13 protein-coding genes are annotated in these 21,700 nt (G+C 37.5%); 6 read left to right on the top strand and 7 right to left on the bottom strand.

Going from position 1 to position 21,700, the window contains the following annotated elements:
- Positions 1-354 precede the first annotated feature (354 nt).
- The 5 genes from PQ459_13980 (at position 355) to PQ459_14000 (ending at position 5,773) form a co-directional block, all read left to right on the top strand.
- Positions 355-1,029: a hypothetical protein gene (locus PQ459_13980; protein WDF46007.1), complete on the top strand. Its 675-nt coding sequence runs from the start codon at positions 355-357 to the stop codon at positions 1,027-1,029.
- A 4-nt stretch (positions 1,030-1,033) separates the two neighbouring features.
- Complete coding sequence (locus tag PQ459_13985) at positions 1,034-1,717, top strand: hypothetical protein (protein WDF46008.1); 684 nt, start codon at positions 1,034-1,036, stop codon at positions 1,715-1,717.
- A gap of 2 nt (positions 1,718-1,719) precedes the next feature.
- Positions 1,720-2,367, top strand: a complete 648-nt coding sequence (locus PQ459_13990) for a hypothetical protein (protein WDF46009.1) — start codon at positions 1,720-1,722, stop codon at positions 2,365-2,367.
- Positions 2,368-3,739: 1,372 nt separating this feature from the next.
- Positions 3,740-4,024: a hypothetical protein gene (locus PQ459_13995; protein ID WDF46010.1), complete on the top strand. Its 285-nt coding sequence runs from the start codon at positions 3,740-3,742 to the stop codon at positions 4,022-4,024.
- Positions 4,025-5,548: 1,524 nt separating this feature from the next.
- Entirely contained in the window at positions 5,549-5,773 is a 225-nt protein-coding gene (locus PQ459_14000; protein ID WDF46011.1) for a hypothetical protein, read from the top strand.
- A gap of 365 nt (positions 5,774-6,138) precedes the next feature.
- Here PQ459_14000 and PQ459_14005 read toward each other — a convergent pair whose 3' ends face one another.
- The 3 genes from PQ459_14005 to PQ459_14015 form a co-directional block, all read right to left on the bottom strand.
- Positions 6,139-6,369, bottom strand: a complete 231-nt coding sequence (locus PQ459_14005) for a hypothetical protein (GenBank protein ID WDF46012.1) — start codon at positions 6,367-6,369, stop codon at positions 6,139-6,141.
- Between the two features lie 249 nt (positions 6,370-6,618).
- On the bottom strand, positions 6,619-6,840 hold the full coding sequence (locus tag PQ459_14010; GenBank protein ID WDF46013.1) for a hypothetical protein: 222 nt from the start codon (positions 6,838-6,840) through the stop codon (positions 6,619-6,621).
- A gap of 227 nt (positions 6,841-7,067) precedes the next feature.
- The gene (locus PQ459_14015) at positions 7,068-14,297 is read right to left on the bottom strand and encodes a hypothetical protein (GenBank protein WDF46014.1); all 7,230 of its coding nucleotides are present in this window, start codon (positions 14,295-14,297) and stop codon (positions 7,068-7,070) included.
- Between the two features lie 320 nt (positions 14,298-14,617).
- On the opposite strand from PQ459_14015, the gene PQ459_14020 reads away from it, so the two are divergent.
- Complete coding sequence (locus tag PQ459_14020) at positions 14,618-14,908, top strand: hypothetical protein (GenBank protein WDF46015.1); 291 nt, start codon at positions 14,618-14,620, stop codon at positions 14,906-14,908.
- 621 nt (positions 14,909-15,529) lie between these two features.
- Here the strand turns inward: PQ459_14020 and PQ459_14025 are convergent.
- From PQ459_14025 to PQ459_14040, 4 genes are all read right to left on the bottom strand, one after another.
- A complete protein-coding gene (locus PQ459_14025; protein WDF48728.1) occupies positions 15,530-15,790 on the bottom strand; it encodes a hypothetical protein in 261 nt (86 codons plus the stop codon).
- Between the two features lie 188 nt (positions 15,791-15,978).
- Entirely contained in the window at positions 15,979-16,245 is a 267-nt protein-coding gene (locus tag PQ459_14030) for a response regulator (GenBank protein ID WDF46016.1), read from the bottom strand.
- 106 nt (positions 16,246-16,351) lie between these two features.
- Positions 16,352-19,975 (bottom strand): response regulator, encoded by a 3,624-nt coding sequence (locus PQ459_14035; protein ID WDF46017.1) that lies wholly within the window; start codon positions 19,973-19,975, stop codon positions 16,352-16,354.
- Between the two features lie 4 nt (positions 19,976-19,979).
- Positions 19,980-21,449, bottom strand: coding sequence for a response regulator (locus PQ459_14040; GenBank protein ID WDF46018.1), 1,470 nt, complete (start codon positions 21,447-21,449; stop codon positions 19,980-19,982).
- Positions 21,450-21,700: the final 251 nt, after the last annotated feature.

Here is a 21,700-nt window from a genome sequence, read left to right on the forward strand (position 1 = left end):
TATCTACAAGCTAATACCCTATTAAGTTTATGGTATCATCGGTATAAGTCATCAACAACTGCGGAAACAAATACAGAATGGAAGTCAACGTCCATGATATTACAAAAAAGACATGCACTATGTTTTACTTACACGAGAATAAAAAAATATTTATTGCTTCTACATTATCAATTTCTATATAAGAAAATTTGATCATCATCGATTAGCGATAATATATGTTATTTCTACACTTTCACTAAAAAAAAAATTATTGTCAATATTAATGTTAAAAATAATTTTTTATCCTAAATATTTATTTTAATATTATATTTTTGCTGATACTTTTCAAATAACAATAATAATAATAATATTGAAATGAAAAATATCTACATAATATCTTTGTTATTCATATATCATTTTTCATCAGCTCAGGTTGGTATCAACACAGCTTCACCTTCAAGAAAATTACATATTGATGGGAACGTCAGAGTTCGTGGTATTATAAATAAATCTGAATCTTCTGCATACACCGACATACTTGTAACTGATTCCAACGGAAATATCGATTATACTACAAAAGCAAGTATGCAGCCAACCCCACAGGTAGGAACATCAAATAAAGAGAGCTATAGCCAAATTTACAATATGACAACTGAAAGTGGTGATCCATCTAAAGCACTTACTTGCGGTAAATTCAGTTTTTCATTTGATACAGGCGCATCATCAAATATTAGGTTCAGGTTATCTCAAAATCCAAATACAACAGTTAACATCTATATGACTATGGAGCAAAATTATGAAGCAAATGGATTTCAGTTTTACCAAGGTAAAACCGGTTCTGATGCCGCAACAGTTCCATTCATTTTTGATGGGACAAATTGGAATACTTATCAGCAGTTTGCCCAAGCCAATGTAGCAGATTTCGAGCAAAATGTTATGCATTTCCAATATCCTGGAGATGTAGACTTTTATAGACTTACAATATATCGAGCATTACAGAGAACAGGTGTTACAACGTATGACTTTGCTGCAGTTTGCGAAAAATTTTAAACATATGAAACCAGCTATATTTTTAAGCATTTTTATCAGCGGATTATTTATTGCACAAAACACGAATGTAGGAATAGACACCAATTCACCAACTAGAAAGCTAGATGTAAACGGTAATCTGCGGGTAACAAATACAACATCTGTTACTAATAATCCCTCCTATGATAGAATTGTAACTGCTAACAATAGTACAGGTGATATCGATTATATTTCAATTCCTTCAATTTTTCAGACAAATACCAATAATGTTGAAGTGAGAAGATTTGTTTATCTTGCACAAACTCCAGTTACAGCAAATGAATGCAGTTGTGGTGATATGACTTTTAGGATTAACAATAACAATAATCCTGAATTTAAGTTTAATTCAACAACAGTTTTTATTACGAACAATAATATTACTTCCTTTGATCTAGGATATGGCATTAAACGTTGGACCGATGCTGCATACACTTATAATAATCGAACAGTAACTCTAAACACAACTAATTATTCAACTTACCAAATTCTGGACGCCACAGCTTTTCCTGCATCCAACAATACCGCAGGTAATACGGTTCGAATTTATACCATTATACCGCCAAAACAAAATCATTTGTACAGAATAACATTGTCGAGAACAAACAATAATAGTACGGTAACCTACGCGTATGCTCTGATATGCGAAAGATTTTATATGCAAACACTGTAATTATGAAAAAAATTAGTTTACAATTGATGTTTTTAATTTCAGCATTTTATGCATCACAAAATGTAGGAATTGGAACTAATGCACCTTCAAGAAATCTCGACATTAATGGAGATTTTCGAGTGCGAACACTAACTGACAAAAGTACTGACGCTACATACAATAATGTAATAGTTTCTAATAGCAACGGAGAATTGGACAAATGGGATAAGGCAAGTATGTTAAACACCATACAGCAATTGGCTTTGGAAAATAAAAAACTAACTTATGTTTCAAATTCACCAAATGTTGGTAATAGTGTGGATTGTGGCAAATTTAGTTTTCGGTTTAATGCCAGCACTTTACCACAAATCAAGCTTGTTTCAGGACCTTCTACCTCTATACATTATACATTAATTCACAAAGTTAATAAATCAACTGATGGTTTTTCAGGAACGAACACATTGACCTCTAATATGACAGTAACAATTGGAAGTGGTACTACAGTAGATACGAATGGATGGCAGACATTAGATTCATCTTATGCTAATAATAGCCTTGACGAATTATATATTACCTATCCAGGAGATAATAATTTGTACAGAGTTACATTTCTTGCACGTAACAGTAGTGCTACACAATTTTTCTACACTATGATTTGTGAAAAATTTTAAATATATTGTAAGGTATTAAGTACTTAAATAAACAATTAGAATAGATTGTGAATGTTTCAGAAGTAGAAATTTTGGATAATTGAAAAATATGATAAGGCATGTTAAGACCAAATTTATTTATTTTGTAATATAATTATTAAGAAAAATTGATCTTAAAAAAACATTACTTCCGTGCAAGGTACTATTTCATTCTATTATATATGGCAAATAGTTTATTTATAATCTTACGAGATTTCTGACATTTTCTGCAAATTACTAATCAAGGCAGGCACAAGGAAAATTCCAATCGATGTCCTGAAAGCAATAAAGGAATATAATTGCAACAGAATATCACGTAGCCTCATAAAAATTGAACATCATTGTAATCTGATTTGCTTATGAAAGTTTAATAAAAAATGATGTGAAAAATCTGCAGAAATGGTAAAATTTCTAGAATGGAATTGTAAATTATCTGTAAAATGGTTTTAATTTTTAAAATAGTTACAAAACTTTTTTTGGGAATGTACCGCTCAGTTCAGTTATGTTGTACTAACTGACAGTCTACTTCGATTCCTGTATATATATGAACGTAGCATCTAATTCATATGCAGATTCTGAATATTTAAAATAAATAAAACCATGACGTTTGTTAGGTCTTTAATCTTTAGCAATAAGTTGAAAGGTTCGATTATTACATCCTTTTCTGATCTCAAACCTCCTGCACTATTCTGGTCGAAAATTCATTTATGAGTTGCATGGATTTCGGCATGGATGCCAGAAAATTATTGGATTCATCATGATACCCAATGATAATATAACAAAAGCATGAAGACCTTCTTCTGATAAACCTACAAAACTCATCAAACAGTTTGGAGTCAAAACCTTCCATAGGCGTAGCGTCGACTTTTTAACTCTACAGCAGCGATGAGGGCTGTAAAATGGGTAACCAAGTGCATAGTAGAAATGGCCAATAATCGTAAATCAATTTACATTGCACTTGCCGCCAACCTGCTGATCGCTTTGACCTATTTTATTGCAGGAGCTTTCACCAACAGTTATCTATGATCTCTGAGGAAATCTACTTTACCGTTGATATCCCCAATCGGCTGTTATTGCTTAATGGATTAAAAAGGAGCTAAAGCCGGCAAATGAATAACATCCTTTCCGCTATGGTAAATAATTATATTTTTGGTCGTTTGTATATTGATATTTAGTCTTGGTGGTGCGTTATCCATTTATCACGGTATCTTACATATTCTGGAGCCTAGATTGATGAAAGACCCGTTCTTGAATTATATTGTAATGGTGCTCTCAACTATTTTCGAGGGTACTTCTCTCTTTTATAGCCGTCAATGAATTCAACAAAACCCGTAATGGCCTGAATTGGTGGGATGTGATCATTAAAAGCAAAGATCTCGCAAGCTTTCTTGTAGTCTTTGAAGATGGTGCGACAGTCGCAGGTCTTATCGTTGTAATACTTTTGATGGGAATCAGCCATACCTTCAAAAGCCCTGAATCTGATGGGCCGCCTCTATCATTACTGGTATCTGTTTATTTTATTCTCGCCAGCGAAAGCAGAAACTTATTGATGGTTGAAGGAATAGAGCCGGAAACGAGAGAAAAGATTGCAATACTGCGTGAAAAAGATGTTGCGGTGGTCAGAACAAAAAACAACTAACAACAAACTGAATAAAAAAGGAGAGCAAATAAATGCTCTCCTTAATGATGTATTTATAACTTATGATGAATAAGTCAATACAAACATACAAAATTTATATTAACTTTGCAATGTTTTTTAGAAGACTAAATTAATTTTTTTTAAGTTGAAGCTATCTCGATCAGATAGCTTCTTTTTTTATAACTTAACATGAAATGTGTATTGTTGCCTTATCTTTTATGCAGCAATGATTTTAAGAGAGGCATTTGCTTGATTTGGTACAGTTAAATGGCGGGGTTTTATCTTTATTAGTTGATAGTGACACTGTACTTTGATACCTCTTATCACTCACTGGTTTTGTTATGATCACGTAATATACATTAATATACTCCAGGTAATCATAAAAATATTCATGTGATCTCCAATCTTTATCTAAAAGCTTTTGCAAATCAACAATTTGTGAAAAATAATATACTAAGAAAATAAGAATAAATTTGTAAAATATTTTTCATTTTTATAATATTTTAATGAATGCTTCACGGCGAGTAATATAGCAATAATTTATCAGGAACCTTATACTTTAATTAAGGATGATCGTATTAAGGCTTCCATTTAAGTTGTAAATTCCAGTGATAGTGACCACCCAATTTCAATTCAAATTGACCAGGTGATTTAGGTTTAAATTGACCACATTAATTTTGATAAAACTCTTGCTTATCATTACTTTCCATTCACTGTTAACACCTCTCTTCTTCTCATAAATTCCCTCTGGCGTTCCACGCTGTGAGACTGTCTAGAATAGCATCAGCGAGGAAACTGGGTTAAGAAAACAAGCAACAACAGATTTAACAAATGTATCTATGTGCATAATCAAACATTTGAAAAATTAACTCGTCAGATCAAGAACGGGAAGTTGTGTATTATAAGTTTGCGCTTGGAATCTTGAATATTTAGATAAAACTTTTGGTTATATAACACCTTCCTACGCAGTAAGGCAATACTGTATAGAGAAGGATGCGATAATACACCTTTTGCCTACGACAAGTGGTAATCAAGACGCTATTTCGATTAGTGAAAATACTAACTGGTGTTTACAATGCATTATAATATAGAAAATCTATGCTAAACATACTTATATCATCTGGATTTTAGCGACGTAATTATTAAAAGAATTACTTTTGCAACCCTTTATTCAAAGCAAAACACAAGTGATTTAAACGAAATGGTAACATTACTTGTTATCATTTTTTTTTATTAAAATAGAGAATGTAAAAACATTCTCTATCAAAAAGTCAGTTGCCGAAAAATGAAGTTCGGAATTCAAATATACACTTTTTTGTCAAAAAAAATGCGATAAGATTCATTATCACATAAATAATCTATAAGATAAGCAAAAAGTACTGCTCGTAAAGGTTTCTTTGGCTTTTTTTTAAGCCTCAAATTCAGCTAACACTTTCTGAAAGGAAACAGGCTACTATTTGTTACAAAGAAGACGTGGAAAACTACTAGATATTGATAATTATACTCCGATTACTAAAACTTTTTATGGCGGATGAATCAAAAGATCTGAATCCGGAGACTGAATCTAAAACTGCATTGCAGCTTGGAAAATCAAAGCTTTTAGGCTCAGAAAAACATTTGAGAGAAGTCAATTTTATCATTAATCGATTTTGTAAAGGACTGGATGAAAAAAAAATTCTTTTATTAACCTCGGATGAAGATTATCTCTCTCCCACTAATCAAGTTTCTGGATTAAAAAAATATCTGTAAAAAGAGTTACTAGGAAATGTTACCACTATGTAAAGAATGATAATAATATTAGGGATGATGATGGAAAAGTCATTACAGCAAGTGAAGATTTTATACCGTCAAATATATGTATCTGGATAAATTAGTTGCAAATTAATATTCAGCCAAAGTCATTCCACTTTATTTTAATATGGCTCAGGCAGCGCGTTCGCATACAATTAACAAAACAACTTTAATATATGTACTTAAAAGAAATCAAAGACAACTCTCTTATAAAAAAAATGTAAAAATAATTTAATCAATAAAAGCCAGCGTGAGAGCTGGCTTTTATCTTACCTTCAGTTCTTTCAATAATGATTTGAACTTGTGGCAAAGGTAAATATTTTTTATTCAGAATTACTAATCGTCTCGTAAATTCCATCTCTTAGATCATCTTCTAAAAGTTCATATAATTTATCATATTTCTTATTCCAAGCAAATTTTGAGATCTCTTTGTATTCTTCAAACTTATTAGTCCTAATTGCAAAAACTTCGTAACCCCCATAAACTTCAATAATAAATTCTATTACAACTGTTTCATCACCAATAAAGTGGGAATTTGCACTGTATATTTCCAATTGATGATCTTAAATCTCAAAGAAATGACGGAGATTAAGCTTTCCAGGATTATTTTGTGAATAATCATCATTTTCGTCCAGCTTTTTGATTACAACATATTCGGTTGTCCATAAAGGCCAATAGATTTTATTCAATCGTATATATTATCTCGTGATAATTGATCATCTTGGGTGGAGTTGTACAAACTGCAACCATTCCAAAACGTCATTATCGAGTAAGGCAGAATACAAAACAAAATGCTCGTCATACTAACCATAATCAAAAAAACCTTCATCGAAGACCATTGGGTTATCTTCTGAAATATCATATTTCTCTTTAAACTCTGGAGTGAAGACAATAGCTTTATTATTAGATATCGGATGGATGTAAGCAAGCATTTTCCTATGATATAAAATCTCATTTGTTACTGTGACAAAGTCCTTAAATGAATCGATACTGTACGCAATATCATCAGTTGTAGGTAATTCCATAAATTTGGAAGCTAATTCTTTTGCTACATCCAAGTATATCTACAATATTGGACTTCCCAATTTATAATTATTAGCTAACATTTTTCGCCAGCCACAATCATCAGACATCATAGGTATACCCTATTCTTATTTATAGAAAGACCGCACATCTCCAATGAATTTTGCTGATAATCTTCTCTAGTTCAAATAAATCTTTTATTCCCATATTACCGGTTTCTAACTATCGTTTAATTTATTATTTTCTTACTGATTGTCACTCCTCCAATTGAAGTAATTCTGAAAATTAAAACTTGATTCGCCTGTCCTACATTGAGCGAGAGGACTTTTGAATTAATATTTTTAGCAACAACTAATAACCTTCCGTTCATATCAAAAACCTCTACATGATCTAAAGTAGCCTGTTTTGAACTGACGACAATATCCTTATCTTTCTTATAGAGCACCACACTGTTCGATTCAAGTCCGCTAGTATTCTCACTTGCTAAAAAATTGGAAGTATAGACCAACTCGAAACGTGAATTATAAATACCGGCCTCCGTGGAAAAAGTGTAAGATGCATTTTTTAAATTCTGATCAATATTTGTTATTTTGTCCCGAAGATAAATGTCTTGGCTTTCTGAGAATATGCCATCTACATGATCAATAGCAATGGTATATGTCCCGGCAGATAATGTACGGAAATTGAGTGGAACGATATCTGAGGAAACGAAAGGCTCCCTGCCCTGAATAATATATTCACCGTTGTCTAGCCAAGAGGTCAATGCCGTAGATCCGTCGCCCAGATATTTTCCGTCGGATTGGTCGATACCATTGCTTGCTGAAGACATGTAAGCGATCAGCGTTTGGCCGAATACACCAGCTGGGTTGGTTACGTTCAGCCAGATGCGGCTTCGATTAGCTCCAGATATGTTTCTGAAAAACTGGTCAGCATCATTAGCCGACGTTCGCATTTTGTTGCTGAATAGCAGGTTTGCAGAGCCACCGGCCGTTTTCTTCTGTACAATAAAGCCCTGCCCTATCTGGATAAAGCCGTTAGGTATATCGCTAGTTGCTGATGGAGTTCCTGAACCCGATGGAACACCTGTACCGCCAGCTGTAGTATATGTCGCATAATATGCGCTGGCATCTGGAACCGCGTTACGCCTTCTCCAGAAGTAAATAGTGCCGTCTATTGCCGCTGCGTTGGCAGCAAGAAAAAGGTCGGCATTCATCATAGAAGCGTATGGATTAGAGACCAGATTAAATCCTTCACTACCATAAACTAAAGGCACAGTTACAGATCCATTGTTTGGTGTACCGGTAAAGATACCAGTCCACCGCTGAGGGAGATTTGACCCGCCAGAAGGAATATGATTGTCAGGCATTCTGATAAGATATCCCATCCCTGCAGTAAAACCGGTCACCAGAGGATCGACTACGTTGAAAAGATCTGTAACAGGATTGTAGGTATAAAAACGGTTGGACAGTGTTTGAGGAGAGAAATTCTTCAATTTCTGAGATCCATTCAGCGGTGATCCCCACATCGTATAATCTAATTTATACAGGGCAGCACTACTTCTCTTTAGGATAATATTACCAAAATTCTGCTCATTGCTAAGCTGCACTAGATTGGTATTGCTCTCCATGGTCAAAGTAGAGCCTGAAGCTACAGTCAACGTACCGTCTAGAGTCAGATCAAAATTATCCGGTACGTATACGTTTGAGCCGTTTGTAATCGTTAGACTGCATGCATTTAAATTTGTATCTAAAGAATAATTGCCTCCCGAAACAACGGCTGCAGTTCTGATGTCCGGGATTCCATTGGTCCAGGACTTACCATTCCATACAGTCGTTCTGGTATCAATTATGGCTGTTTCAGTGAACACAGTTCCACAAGAGGAGTTACCAACGGCAGCCCTGAAATAGGTAGTTCCAATGATTTCACCAGCTTCTCTGCTAGTTAATGTATTAGTAGTATTATTAATAGTTATCGGATTAGCAAAGTTCGGAAGATCCGAACGCTGCCAGTAAAGTACCGGCGCTGTGTTTCCGGTAAGGCTGATTGTTTCAGGCTCAAAAGCGAAGCACACGGTTTGGTTTGCAGATAATATTCCGGCAATAGGAGCGGGGTTGATAGTGACAGATGTCTCACCCGTCGCACTAATTCCGTTAGCGTCTTTCACTGTTACAGTATAAGTACCTGTCTGTGTTGGTATTGCCGTGGCAGCGTTTCCCAACCCACCTGACCATTCATAAGTGTAAGGCATATCACCACCCGTAACATTTGACGCCAAAGCAACAGTCTCATTAGCACAGAATGTTCCACCATTTAAGACGGCTGCCGTAAAAGCCCCACCTTTAATTCCTGTAAAATAAGACGTCTTTGAAGGCTCTAAAATAGCACCCTCCGCAGTTAATGTTAAATTATTTAATGGAGAAAAGCGTTTCCAAGGGTTTGTCTGCTGACTGAACGTACCACTCAACTGTGCCGCATACATTGGTTCTACGGAAACCAGGATTTCGGCAGCTACAACATTTGCTGTGACTGTAGCCAAAGATCCTGTTATTCCTGTCTGTCTTACACTCCAATATCTGCTTAAATAATTTGTTAAACTTTGATTTCCAGGATGCTTCATATCAGTGACTGATACTTCCACGAAGGCATTTGAAAAAGTTCCTGAAGTGACATCAACAGTTATCGGACTATAAGCAGGAGTACTGGTAAGTTCTCCAATAGGGAAAAAATAGGAATCAGTTGTAGTAAACGGCCTTCGGACAAAGCCTGTTCCTTCAGCAACAATCATATTTTTAAGGCTAAAAGTTCCTGCTACAGCAGCTGCTCCAAGTGTAAGATCAAAGTTTCCTATGTTAATTCTACCGGCTGTCAGGGTAAGTAGCCCGTTAACTGTCACAGTACTTGAAAGCGATAGACCGGTATCAGAATTGTTAACCGTAAGATTGTGAAAGTGTGGATTTCCTGTTCCGCCGATACGCTGCGGTTCCAATCCTGTCATCACAATTGTTTTTCCTGAAAAATCTACAGCCTCATTAACTGTAAAATCACCGCTAATTTGAAGAGATGAAGGGAAGACCGCACCTGTTCCGCTTATAATAAGATCATGATAGGCCGCTGATGCCCCGTTTGGTAGGGCAATCTGTTGGTTTATTCCGGTATATTCTACCGTATTGTGGATGGCTGCCGACGTAAAATTGCCCAGCCTCACAAAAGAACCCGAAATCCGCATAATGTTATCCGTCAGCGGCCTGAGTCCTGCATTACTATTTATAGTTATGTTATTGAAATTTGTCACTCCCGCAATGGTCGCATCAAGATTGGTGAAGACGACACGGCTTGTTCCCGTTCCTGGATTAAAAGTTCCGTTGTTGATCCATGCACCTGCGCCGTTATTAACGGTTAATTGAGAATCAGCGGGCGCATTTAGAATTCCCCCCGTATCAATTTGAATCGAGCCGATAAGGGTAGATAAATTAAGGCTTGGGTCATTCAAGGTTGTAGCAGCATCCGGAATAAATACGGCCGTTTGGTCGGAAGGAGTTGCGGAAGGTGTCCAATTGTCTGCTGTAGTCCAGGAATTACTTACCGAACCGTTCCAGATTAAATAAGCAGCAGAGGATTCATCTAATGTTAGATTTACCTGATCAAAGTTACTGGTAAAGTATAAACCAACATTTACATTGGTGAGCTCAACCCAATTGTCCGTTGTGCTATAGTTGGACCGACCCTGCTCCAAGGTAGTTCCGCTTGCGTTTATACGTGCCCAGTCTACGAGCTTTTCCTCGTCATTACCATTAAGCTCCGAATCAAGATAATGTCCTTTTATAATAGCTTTAGTTCCCGCTGCACCAGTTTGTATAAAATCGAAGGTCCTTTTTATTGCACCCGGTCTCCATGCAGGTGCAGTTCCGGTTAATGTCTTCAGACTTAATGATGTCGGTAGTGTCCCTACGGCTGGAAATATAATTGAAGTGTTTGGATTTCCGAAGGTGTACAGTACGTTGGGCAAAATACTGTTTCTGGTAGTGATGCCTGTAACATCACCCTGCCCTATGTTTGTCGCATTGGGACCCATCGTCAAAACGTAACTTCCCATATCGAGACTTCCCCTCACACCATTAGAAGGATTGGCCTGAGGAAGAAAAAGAACGCCATTTACGTTAACTGCGCCACCGGCTGATGTTCCCTCTGGTGAATTTAAGGTCAAGTGATTATAAGTGCCGGTTACCAGGGTCTGGGCCGCTATAGCATCATATGTCACCTTACCGGTTCCCAGAAAAGTTTTTCCAGAAGGGAAAGGAAGAGATGTCGTATTCTGTGTTCTTAAATTTCCGTTGACTATGATTGTCGAAAGGAGACCTGTCAGTGCATTTGTTCCAAGATTCAGCGTGTGGTCAATTCCTACATTTAAAATACCATTGATGACGACCGGGTTACTCAGAAATACTTCATTTTCAGGCGCATCAAAAGGAACCCGAAGATCATTTAAAAGGTTTGTTGTTCCTGATATTGTCTGATCAAAACTCAAGGTTGGATTGCTGCTTCCCATCACAGAAAGATTTGAGGCGGCGCTACCTTGCAGTCCGCCGGCAATCGTATTGGTCACTGTGCCACCCAAAGTAAGCGTATGGCTGCCGATGGAAAGTTTTCCGGCGGTCAATTTCAAATCTTCGGCGACGGTAGTGTTTCCTGAAAGACTCGTGTTTCCGTGTACATAAAATGTCTGTGCAAGTCCTTCAAAAGCGGCAAAATTACTGGTTGGATTTGCCGATAAAACTATATCATCAAGCGCAAATTCGTCGTAAGCAGATCCTGTTGCCGTCGCACCGCTCCATCTTAGATAATACACACCCTTTGCTGGAATGTTTAGTCCTGTAATTGTTGCCACGCGGTAACTTGATTTCCAAAAAGGACTGACGTCCGCCTGACCAGATGAAACTACATTCAATTGTGAAATTCCTGTAAATGTAACATTGTCAGCAGAATGGCTGAAATTGAAACTGCTGGAAGTCGCTTGGTCATTGTAAACATAAACTTTATAACCGATACTCAGAGAGGTAATCGGTACTGAAGTCTGGTTTTGAAAGCGAAGTGTAACAGTTCCGGGATTAAAATCCTTCGTTGAAGGCTGTATTCCCAGCGCTTTATTATTTGCCGAGGTTTCGAAAGCATAAATCCCGCCTGCGCTTACACCTCCGGATGAAATGCCGCGCCCAAAGTCAGGATTGCTGTTAATGCCTCCGAACGGAATTGCCCCGTCCTCAAAGCCGGTAAGTGACCACGCATTTGAATTAAGTTGTCCTGCTGCAGTTGCTGGGTCAAAGCCGGCACCTGTAAACGGTCCGTTGTTGACACCACTCACTGTCTCATCAAAATTAATTTTATCGACCGTGTTTGTATTGCTGATCTGCCAACCCAAGCTGGAAGTACTTTGGTTGCCTTTCAACGGATTCGCCGTTAAGTATCTTGTTGTAGCTGCCGTTCCGTTGTATTCGAAAACTGCTGCATAATAGGTAGTAGAAGATGACAATCCAGTGACTGAAACAGTATTGCCCGATCCGGCATATACAACATAATTCCCGGAACCTATTTGTGATCCGGAACCGAAGGCAGTATTTGCTGTATAGCCAGTCCCGTCCGCAGGTGATGAAGTAATATCAGTTGCGGCCCTGATCACGACCAGGCTGTTCAGACCAGTTCCTGTTCCTTTTGTCCAGCCTATATTGAAACTGTTTGAGGTAACGTTGGTAAACGTTAATAAGGTAGATTGGGCGGTTGGTGCTAAAACAGTCACTGCTGAAAATTCGTCAGCGCCCATATCAGGTCCCATATTTGGACTGGAATCTGTGCTTCGCACCTGTCCGTCGATGTCGGCAGGAACAGCTGGAATCACCTGTCCTTTTTTCGAAAGTTCTAGGTTGGTGCCCGCATTTAGATGCAAATCAGACACTGATGTGAAAACGGGCAGGACATTTAGAGAATTGACGTCGCCTCCCGTAGCGGTTCTCCATTGTGCAAGTGTTGTAGAAACTGCCTCTCCCGATCTTCCTACGTACGTTGCATAATAATCATTATAATTTAACGCCGAAAAAGTAACGCCTGTCGCTATCTGAATAGCATACGGTCCAAAATAGGTTTCTGTCCCTGTTTTGCCGGTATTTGTAAAGATGTTGTTCCGAACGTCCAGATTGGTTCCTCCGCTAAAATATATAGCAGCCGAAGTCCCGGTTTGTGCCGCATTCATGGCAACGGTATTGTGGTAAAATCTGGAACCGACACCGTTTGCGACCACAATTCCCATTCCTGTATTTCCAAAAGAACCGCTGGAAGCGACATCCGAAATGAAATTATTGGCAAGCAATATTTGCGAAGATTCAATAGTGACGTCCAGATGAATTCCATAGATGGATCCACCGACTGTATTTTTAGCATTTGAAATCTTGTTCGCTGAAATTTCAAGAGTTTTAGCAGATCCTTTAATCCAAATGGCGCGGCCGTTATAAGTCCCGGATGCTTTTACATCCTGAAGTAAATTTCTCCTGATAACCGTGTTTTCTGAGTTTTCGAGCACGATTCCCAGATTGGCATCGGAACTGTTTGTATTGGCAATGGCAATCATACTATTGTCGAGGATATTAACATTCCTGACATTAGAAAATAAGATGGGTGTCGAAGTTTTCTGCGCATCGGTTGTACCTCCTCCAAGATTGTTGGCAGAGAAAAGGATGTTTGAACTTCGCAGTTCGGCTGTATTACCTCCTTTGACAATCATCCCCTGACGCACGTTTGAAAATAAATTGTTTTTTACATTTATATCTGAAATCAGTGCGGTAGCTGTTGTACCGCTGAGTGCATTGTTACCATTACGGCTGTTACTTCCGCAGAAGATTCCTGCGAGTATAGATTCGCCACCGTTGGGAGAATTCATCTGAAGGTTAGCATTCGAAATACTAATATTGTTTGCAGCGTTGGCGCCATTTGAGGAAATCCAGACCACTGTTCTCGCTGTATAACCAATATTATCATTGTTGACAATTGTGAGATTACGGGTATTTCCGTTGGCTGTATTACTGCCGTCGATAATGATGTTATCAGCACCGTCCACCTGCAGTACACCCGGGACACCGGTCCAGTCGTTCTCTTTTGATGCTGTAATGATAACGTTCTTATTTCTGTTCGGCTTTATAGTCAATGTATTCATAGTGCTGGTTCCAGGGAATTGAACGATCCTAATAGGAAAAATTTCACCTGGTCCGTAAGTGGTATTGTCCAGCAGAAACGTTACAGGTCCCGCCACACCATCCGTATTTATCCGTGCAATCGCGGTGGTAAGCTTATCAAAAGGAGCAGGCTGCCCGCTTCCAATAACGTACGTCCCGGAAAGTGCTGAACTTGAGGGCGACTGCTGTGCGATTGATGAAGATACTAACAGAAATGCAAAAAACAGTAATAATTTTTTCATAAAAATGAATGTAAAAATATTTGACTTAAAAAACTAAATCCATCAACTTCTGAGTAAAAGCAGATCGACAATACAAAATTTTTGCTGATAATAAAATACTTAGCCATTTACATTTTTTCAGACTTAATACGTTATATTAGAAATACGGTGCATCATGCAATATGATAGATTTATTGTGATTAAATATGTGAAATATATTACCATATTTAAATATCATTTTATAATTGATAAATATATTTATTTATTTGGATATAATACACATTTATATTAACTTTATATTAAATAATATACTTTTATAAATTGTACAAAAAAAATATAAAATGAGAAACTTACTCATAATATTTACGCTCATAGCAGGATCTTTTACCCTCGCTCAACAGCGTGACAACGTCTTTGGTGATAGAGAGAATCATAAATTATTTGATCAGGAAGAGAATAGACAGGAAGAGATCGGTCCCAGCCAACGCGGTCCGGGTACAAATACGCCAGATGGTGATCTTGAAGATGCAGAGCCGGTACCTATTGATAAGAACAAAGGTTGGTTATTGATTATCGCCGTGGCAATTATCGTTTACTACACAGTTATAAGAAAAAGGTCGCTAGGTAAATAGTTGTACTAAAATCTCTTAAAATTTTTATGTCAATTTTCATATCATCTATCAGACGTTACTTAAATTAATGATGCTATTTTAGTTATTTTACACTACATCTATTTGCATTTTTCTATGTTATTAACTTTTTTGCGCGGACCATTATATTATGGTATTCACAAAGTGAATCGTAATAAAAAAAAATTACCAACGAACAATGGTATCTGTCCAGGATGCTGTTGAAGAAAAATGAAAATTGCTCATCCTATTTACATTTTCCGAGAAACCCAAGCATATCAAACAGATTTAAAAAGGAATCAATGGGATTACTAATCAAACGTTGTCGTAAGAATTTAAGACGCTCCAATCAATAATAATGATCTCTACTAATGATGCACTACTGCTGTTAGCCGGGAACCACGCTATGTGTTTAATTATAAAGTAATCTTGATTTTTGCATAATTGATCATTCTTTCTCTCGGAGATGATTTCAGATACAGATATTGATTCCCCAATTCGTGGAAAAAAGGGAATATTCCATTTAATCGTGACTGATGAAAGATTATAACATAACTTTACTTCCATAATTTTTATCCTAAGATAACAATAAAAAATTATTAAAATGTCTCTAATTCAAGACAGCTATCTTAGCCCTTGAAAATTTGAAAACCAAAAGAAGTTAACATGGATAGGAATCAGTACATCAAATCTTGTTTTTTCTTGAATCAACCTTTGGATCAGAAATTTGTGATATAATTGAATTTCTTTCAATAATATTGCTATCGAATATGCTTCTTTTCCTGTTGAACAACCTGCAAAGCAAATTCTGATCAGTGGATAGTTTATTAATTGATGCAAAATTTCTTCTCTCAAAACTTTAAAGAAATGAGTATTTCGGAACATTTCTATACCGTATCTCTGTAAAACTTGTGAAATAGTCATTCATACAAATCCGGATGACCCGTCTTTTGAACGAATCTCTTCTGTATCATCTACAGTAATTTTTCAATAGACTTCAACAATAGGTCAACATCGATCGGCTTTTTAACATACGCTTGTGCTCCGGCATCGAGACATTTCTGTCGGTCTTCTTACATTGCCTTCGCAGTGACTGCAACAATCGGTATCGTATTGATTGATGGCGTTTGACGTATGATCTTTAACGCAGTATAACCATCCATATCCGGCATCATCATATCCATCAATACGATCCCGATATCAGGATCACTTTTTAAAATCTCGATAGCATCCTTTGCTGTCGTCGACGTTTCTATCCGAAAATCACGTGCCTTTAATGTCAACTTAAGCGCAAATATGTTTCGGGGATCATCATCAACGATCAAAATTTTTTTTTTCATATTTCGGATAATTAGTTTTTTTTGGTCTTATGCATTATGCAGCCTTAGAACTTATAGTTTCAAGATACTGTACTTAAGAAAGAACATTCATCAATTTGACCGTTATTTAACTTTGATAGAGCCAGACACGAAGCAAAGAAAGAAGTTGATCCATATCAACAGGTTTCGTAATATAATCCGAAGCCCCTGCATCAAGACATTTCTGTCGATCTCCCATCATCGATTTGGCAGTTACAGCAATGATCGGCATCCTAAAGTATTTCGGAATTTTTCTAATCTCCTTTATCGATTCATACCCATCCATATTTGGCATCATCATATCCATCAAAACGACATCTACATCAGGATTCTCAGCAATCTTTTCCAACGCCTGAACGCCGTCCATTGCCACAATGACCTCTACATTATATTTCTCCAATGCTTTCGTTAAGGAGAAGATATTTCGAACATCATCATCGGTAACGAGAATTTTCTTTCCACTCAACACTTCCGTCAGTGAACCCAGAGTTCTGTTTCGTATGTTTTCGGGCGAACCGTTCTTTTCTTCGACCAGATGCAGGAATAATCCGACCTCATCCAAGATCCTCTGATAAGAATGTGCGGTCTTTACAACAATCGAATCAGCGTATTGTTTGATTTTCAATTCTTCGGCCGTAGATAAATTTTGTTCTGTAAAAATAATGATCGGTAGATCTTCCAGACCTTCATGGCTTTTTATCGACTCTATAATTTTATAGGAATTTCTTCTGTTAGCACCGATGTCAAAGATCACACAGTCCACCCCATTTTGATTGAAAGCTTTAACACTGTCCTCCACCGTATCTTCTACTGACATCGAAATATCAAAATTACCGAGGAAATAAGAAAGCGCACTGGCATGTTTGGCATTTTCTTCTACGATCAAAACTTTCTGTGGCGATCTTTTTAGGGCTTCCTCAATCTTCCTGAAAACATCCGTCATCTGCTCAATGGCTACAGGCTTATTAATAAAATCGATAGCACCTTTCATCAAACTTTCCTTTCTTACTTGTAGTGAAGACATCATATGAACAGGAATTGGTTTTGTCTGAGGCTCAGACTTTAATTGATCCATCACTTTCCAACCGTCCATAACAGGAAGTTGTACATCCAGTAAAATAGCATTGGGATGGAATTCCATTGCCGCTGATAATGCCTGATCCCCTCTCACGACTACTACTCCCTTGTAGTTCTGCATTCGTGCAAATTTTAGTAATGCCTTGGCAAAATTGGTATCATCCTCGACGATAAGAATTACTTTGTCATCTTTTGAAATGACGTCTCTGTCGTCCTCAACATCATCAGGAATCTCCAGGTGACTGGAAACCGCTGTCACATCATTTTCCTCATAGTAAATAATGTTTTTGATCTCTTCGTCATCATCCAAAATGACATCAACCAAATTCTGATCTGAGTGCCCGCCTCCATTGACAAGAGTCCGTCGTGAACTTGCACTCATTGGGATGACCAGTCTGAATTCACTTCCTTTGCCGACTTTACTTGTAAGACTTAGATAACCACCTAATAATTTGGCAATTTCCCGGCTTATGGACAATCCAAGACCGGTCCCTCCAAATTGACGCTGCGTCGATCCGTCAGCTTGCTGGAATGCTTCAAAGATGATCTTCTGTTTATCTTCAGGAATTCCGATTCCTGAATCCTTGACAGAGAAAATAATGAAATCTTTATTATCCGGATCTATTCTAATGTTCAATGCAACACTTCCCTCTTTTGTAAACTTCAGAGCATTGGAAAGGAGATTCCTAAGAACCTGATCCAATCGCAGACGGTCCGTCTCGACGCTATCAGATAAGCTTTTGTCGATATTGATACTAAATTCAATTCCTTTTTCTTTGACCAAGGGATCCATTAAATTTTTCAGGTCCCTCACCACTTCAATGATCACTACATCTTCATACTCCAAAGACATTTTTCCGGATTCGATTTTAGCCAGATCTAAAATTTCGTCGATCAGCGTCAATAAACTGCTTCCTGCACTTTGAATGACCTTCGCTGATTCTATCTGATCTTCAGTAAGGTTTTCCTCATGATTCTCCCCCATCAGACGGGATAAAAGTAGGATCGAATTCAACGGCGTTCGTAGTTCGTGTGACATGTTCGCCAAGAACTCTGATTTATACTGTGTACTTAAGGCCAGCTCTTCAGCTTTTTTCTGAATCTCGATATTACGTTCGGCGATCAGCTGATTTTTTTCTTCCAATGATTTCGAACGTTCTTCCAGTTCCGTATTGGTATGCATAAGTTCCTCTTGCTGTACTTTCAGCTCTTCTTCCGATGACTGAAGTTTCTGAGTCTGCGCTTCGAGTTCTGAATTCAAGTTTTCCAATTCAGAGTGCTGAACCTGAAGTTCTTCTGACTGTGCCTGTGTTTCCTCCAAAAGACGCTGCTCTTTTTCACGGCCTCTCGCTGCGCGGAGTGCGATGGCAATATTCCTTGAGCTTTCAACAAAATAATCTATTTTATCCTGATCAAAGTTCTCGTTTGAGCTTACCTCTATTACTCCAAATGTGAGTCTGTCCAGTATAATAGGTATCAAAAGAATAGCTTTGATCTTAATTGTACTGCTAGCAAAAGTTATCGCAAAATCATCTTCATTTAGATCATTGTATGCTTTCGGTTCTTTCTGAACAAAGACCTGACCTACCATTCCCTCTCCTGGATCGAAGGTCTGTTTCATATTATTCTCCAGACCGGATGCAATGCTCAGTTTCAGTTTTCCATCGTCCATCAGGTAAATAGCACCGTTGATACAGTCTCCATAGTCGATCAACTGGTGGAGAGCTTCGGCCGTGACCTGTTTTACCAATTTGTTCCCTACCAGGGATTCATTCAAAAGAGCCATACCTTTCTGTCTCCAATCGCTTTTATTGATCTTCTCGAAAGAAATTTTAAGGGAGTCCGTCATATGATTGAGGGAATCGACAAGATCTCCTAGCTCACCATTATATTCATCAGTTATTCTTTGACTATAATCTCCATTCGATACCCGTCCTGCTACCTGCTGGATCACAGTGACACGTCTTGATATCTCAAGATCTTTATCCTGTAGTTCCTTTTCCAATTTATCCCTGCGATGCAGATCATTACTTAGTTTAACATAGAAGAATAGTGTAACAATTACTGCTGCCAGTGACGAAAAGACGATAAATAAAATGGTCGTAGCCGATGAGCTATCAAGATCCCTGTTTTTCTTCTCAAGGCGTTTTTCCTCATATTGAATGAAATCTTTGACGATCCTTCTACAGTTGTCCATATAGTTCTTACCCGTCAGCATTTCGTCCTGCGTCATCAAAATACCTTTGCGTCTGTTCTCAACAAACAACTTGATCGTCTTAATATTTTTATCTGCATTATTCTGCAACATTGCAAGCCTCTCAAGTTGGGATCCATCACTCAAACCAACGTATTGCGCACGAGCTAATGCTTTAGAATATTCCCTTATTCCTCGGTCATAGGGTTCAAGGAAATTATATTTTCCAGTGATCTGGTAACCCCTGTTTCCAGTTTCGGCATCAATGAGGGAAATAAGAACGTCCTTTACCGCGATCATCGATTTTCTGCTTTTCACGACACTGTCACGATAGGCCATCTGATTCTGGATGCTCAGGTAAGATGCGGCTGAACTGGCAATTAATATAAGCAAGGAAAACCCAATCCCGAATTGAAGATTTCTTTTAATTTTTTTAGGCATAAAATTAATTTAATGGTAATGTAAAATAAAATGTTGAACCTTCGTTAACTTTACTTAGAACACCAATGGTCCCTTTATGTTCTTTAATAATTTCAGAACAAATGAACAGCCCTATCCCCATCCCCTGAAACTGCACAGAAGATTCTTCGACACGATAGAATTTACGGAACACCGCATCCTGTTTAATAGCAGGGATCCCGATCCCAAAATCGGTAACACTTACCTTCACTTCATTTTCAGTCGTAGCTGTCGTTATAATAATTTGATTATTTTCCGGGGAGTATTTGATGGCATTGGTCAAGAAATTGATCAACACCTGCTCTATACGTATCGTATCAAAATGAATCAGTTGATTGCTGCTTTCGAAGTTGCGATCAATTTTGACATTGCGATCGTTGCTGGTCTGCAGAATGGTCTCAACCGTACTATTGATCAATTGTTCGAGATCTGACGGCTCTTTGTTAATCTTAAGCTTTCCGTTTTCAATTTTGGAGACATCCAACAGGTCGGTTATCAATGTATTGAGCTTCTCGATCTGATCCAATGCCTTTGTTACGAATACTACGTCGATATTTTCCTTGCTTCTTTTCATTTTACGTTCAAGAAGCTGGATATAGGCCTTGATGCTTGTTAAAGGCGTTTTCAATTCATGGCTGGCAATACTCAAGAACTCATCCTTCTCTTTCTCAACCTTTTTCTGATCATCTATATCTGTGAAAGTCCCTACCCAGTTTTTGACCTTTTCGTTTTGATAAACAGGCGACATTCTCAGCAAATGGTATCTGTGATCTTCTGTATACCGGTTTTTGATTCGTATCTCCAGCTCAAGTGGTTTTCCTATGGAAATACATCGATGAAACTCTTCATCAATATTCACATCGTCGATATGCGTTTTGGGAAATTCCTTGTCGGAATGAGAATATTGAAACCACTTTTTATTGACAAAATTGACAATTCCATTTTCATTTGTTGTAAATGCGATCTGGGGCAATGCTTCCAACATCAGATGGAAGTGATCGATCTCCGACCTCATATAGGCCTGAGCTTCCTTTCTCTCTTGAACCTCCAGTTCCAAACTTATTTGCGACGTTTTCAACGCCAATTTCTTTTCCTGCAGATCGTAGAAGGTCTTTACTTTCAGCATCAGAATTTCCGGTTCAATAGGTTTCGTCACATAATCTATACCACCTGACCTGTACCCTTTGGTAATAAACCTTTTGTCTGTATTGACTGCAGATAGAAATATGATGGGAATCTCCTTTGTCTTGCTATAGGCTGCCAATGTTTCTGCAACTTCGAATCCATCCATCCCTGGCATCTGTACATCCAAAATAATTAAAAAATAGTCATTTTGTAAAGCTTTTGCCAAAGCCGCTTCGCCGGAATTTGCAGCATGTACATAAAAACCTTCGGACTCCAGTAATTTTTTTAATGAATAGATATTATTTTCGTTATCATCAACAATTAAGATCATAATTCGCAGAATAAATTTTAAAAAAAGGTTTATATCGATTTGAGCTAGCAAAAATACTCACAAAATGTCAAAAAAAATTATTTAGATAATAAACCTGCATAAACATATAAGCTGACTATGGAAACAATAATATACTAAGGTGGAGTCATATAATTAATATGTGTAAAAGCTTTTATTAACTTTAACCTGATTAACCCCACTAGTTAAAAAGGTTTTGTCTGATGATTAATCGGTAAGGACAATGAGAAAGA

The sequence above is a fragment of the Chryseobacterium sp. KACC 21268 genome (assembly GCA_028736075.1).
In the GTDB taxonomy this organism is placed as follows: Bacteria; Bacteroidota; Bacteroidia; order Flavobacteriales; family Weeksellaceae; genus Epilithonimonas.

Bases quoted from the DNA above. Each gene is read 5' to 3' on its own strand.
- PQ459_13980 (WDF46007.1), top strand. From the start codon at position 355: ATGAAAAATATCTACATAATATCTTTGTTATTCATATATCATTTTTCA.
- PQ459_13985 (WDF46008.1), top strand. From the start codon at position 1,034: ATGAAACCAGCTATATTTTTAAGCATTTTTATCAGCGGATTATTTATT.
- PQ459_13990 (WDF46009.1), top strand. From the start codon at position 1,720: ATGAAAAAAATTAGTTTACAATTGATGTTTTTAATTTCAGCATTTTAT.
- PQ459_14000 (WDF46011.1), top strand. From the start codon at position 5,549: ATGGCGGATGAATCAAAAGATCTGAATCCGGAGACTGAATCTAAAACT.
- PQ459_14010 (WDF46013.1), bottom strand. From the start codon at position 6,840: ATGGAATTACCTACAACTGATGATATTGCGTACAGTATCGATTCATTT.
- PQ459_14015 (WDF46014.1), bottom strand. From the start codon at position 14,297: ATGAAAAAATTATTACTGTTTTTTGCATTTCTGTTAGTATCTTCATCA.
- PQ459_14020 (WDF46015.1), top strand. From the start codon at position 14,618: ATGAGAAACTTACTCATAATATTTACGCTCATAGCAGGATCTTTTACC.
- PQ459_14025 (WDF48728.1), bottom strand. From the start codon at position 15,790: ATGTTCCGAAATACTCATTTCTTTAAAGTTTTGAGAGAAGAAATTTTG.
- PQ459_14030 (WDF46016.1), bottom strand. From the start codon at position 16,245: ATGAAAAAAAAAATTTTGATCGTTGATGATGATCCCCGAAACATATTT.
- PQ459_14035 (WDF46017.1), bottom strand. From the start codon at position 19,975: ATGCCTAAAAAAATTAAAAGAAATCTTCAATTCGGGATTGGGTTTTCC.
- PQ459_14040 (WDF46018.1), bottom strand. From the start codon at position 21,449: ATGATCTTAATTGTTGATGATAACGAAAATAATATCTATTCATTAAAA.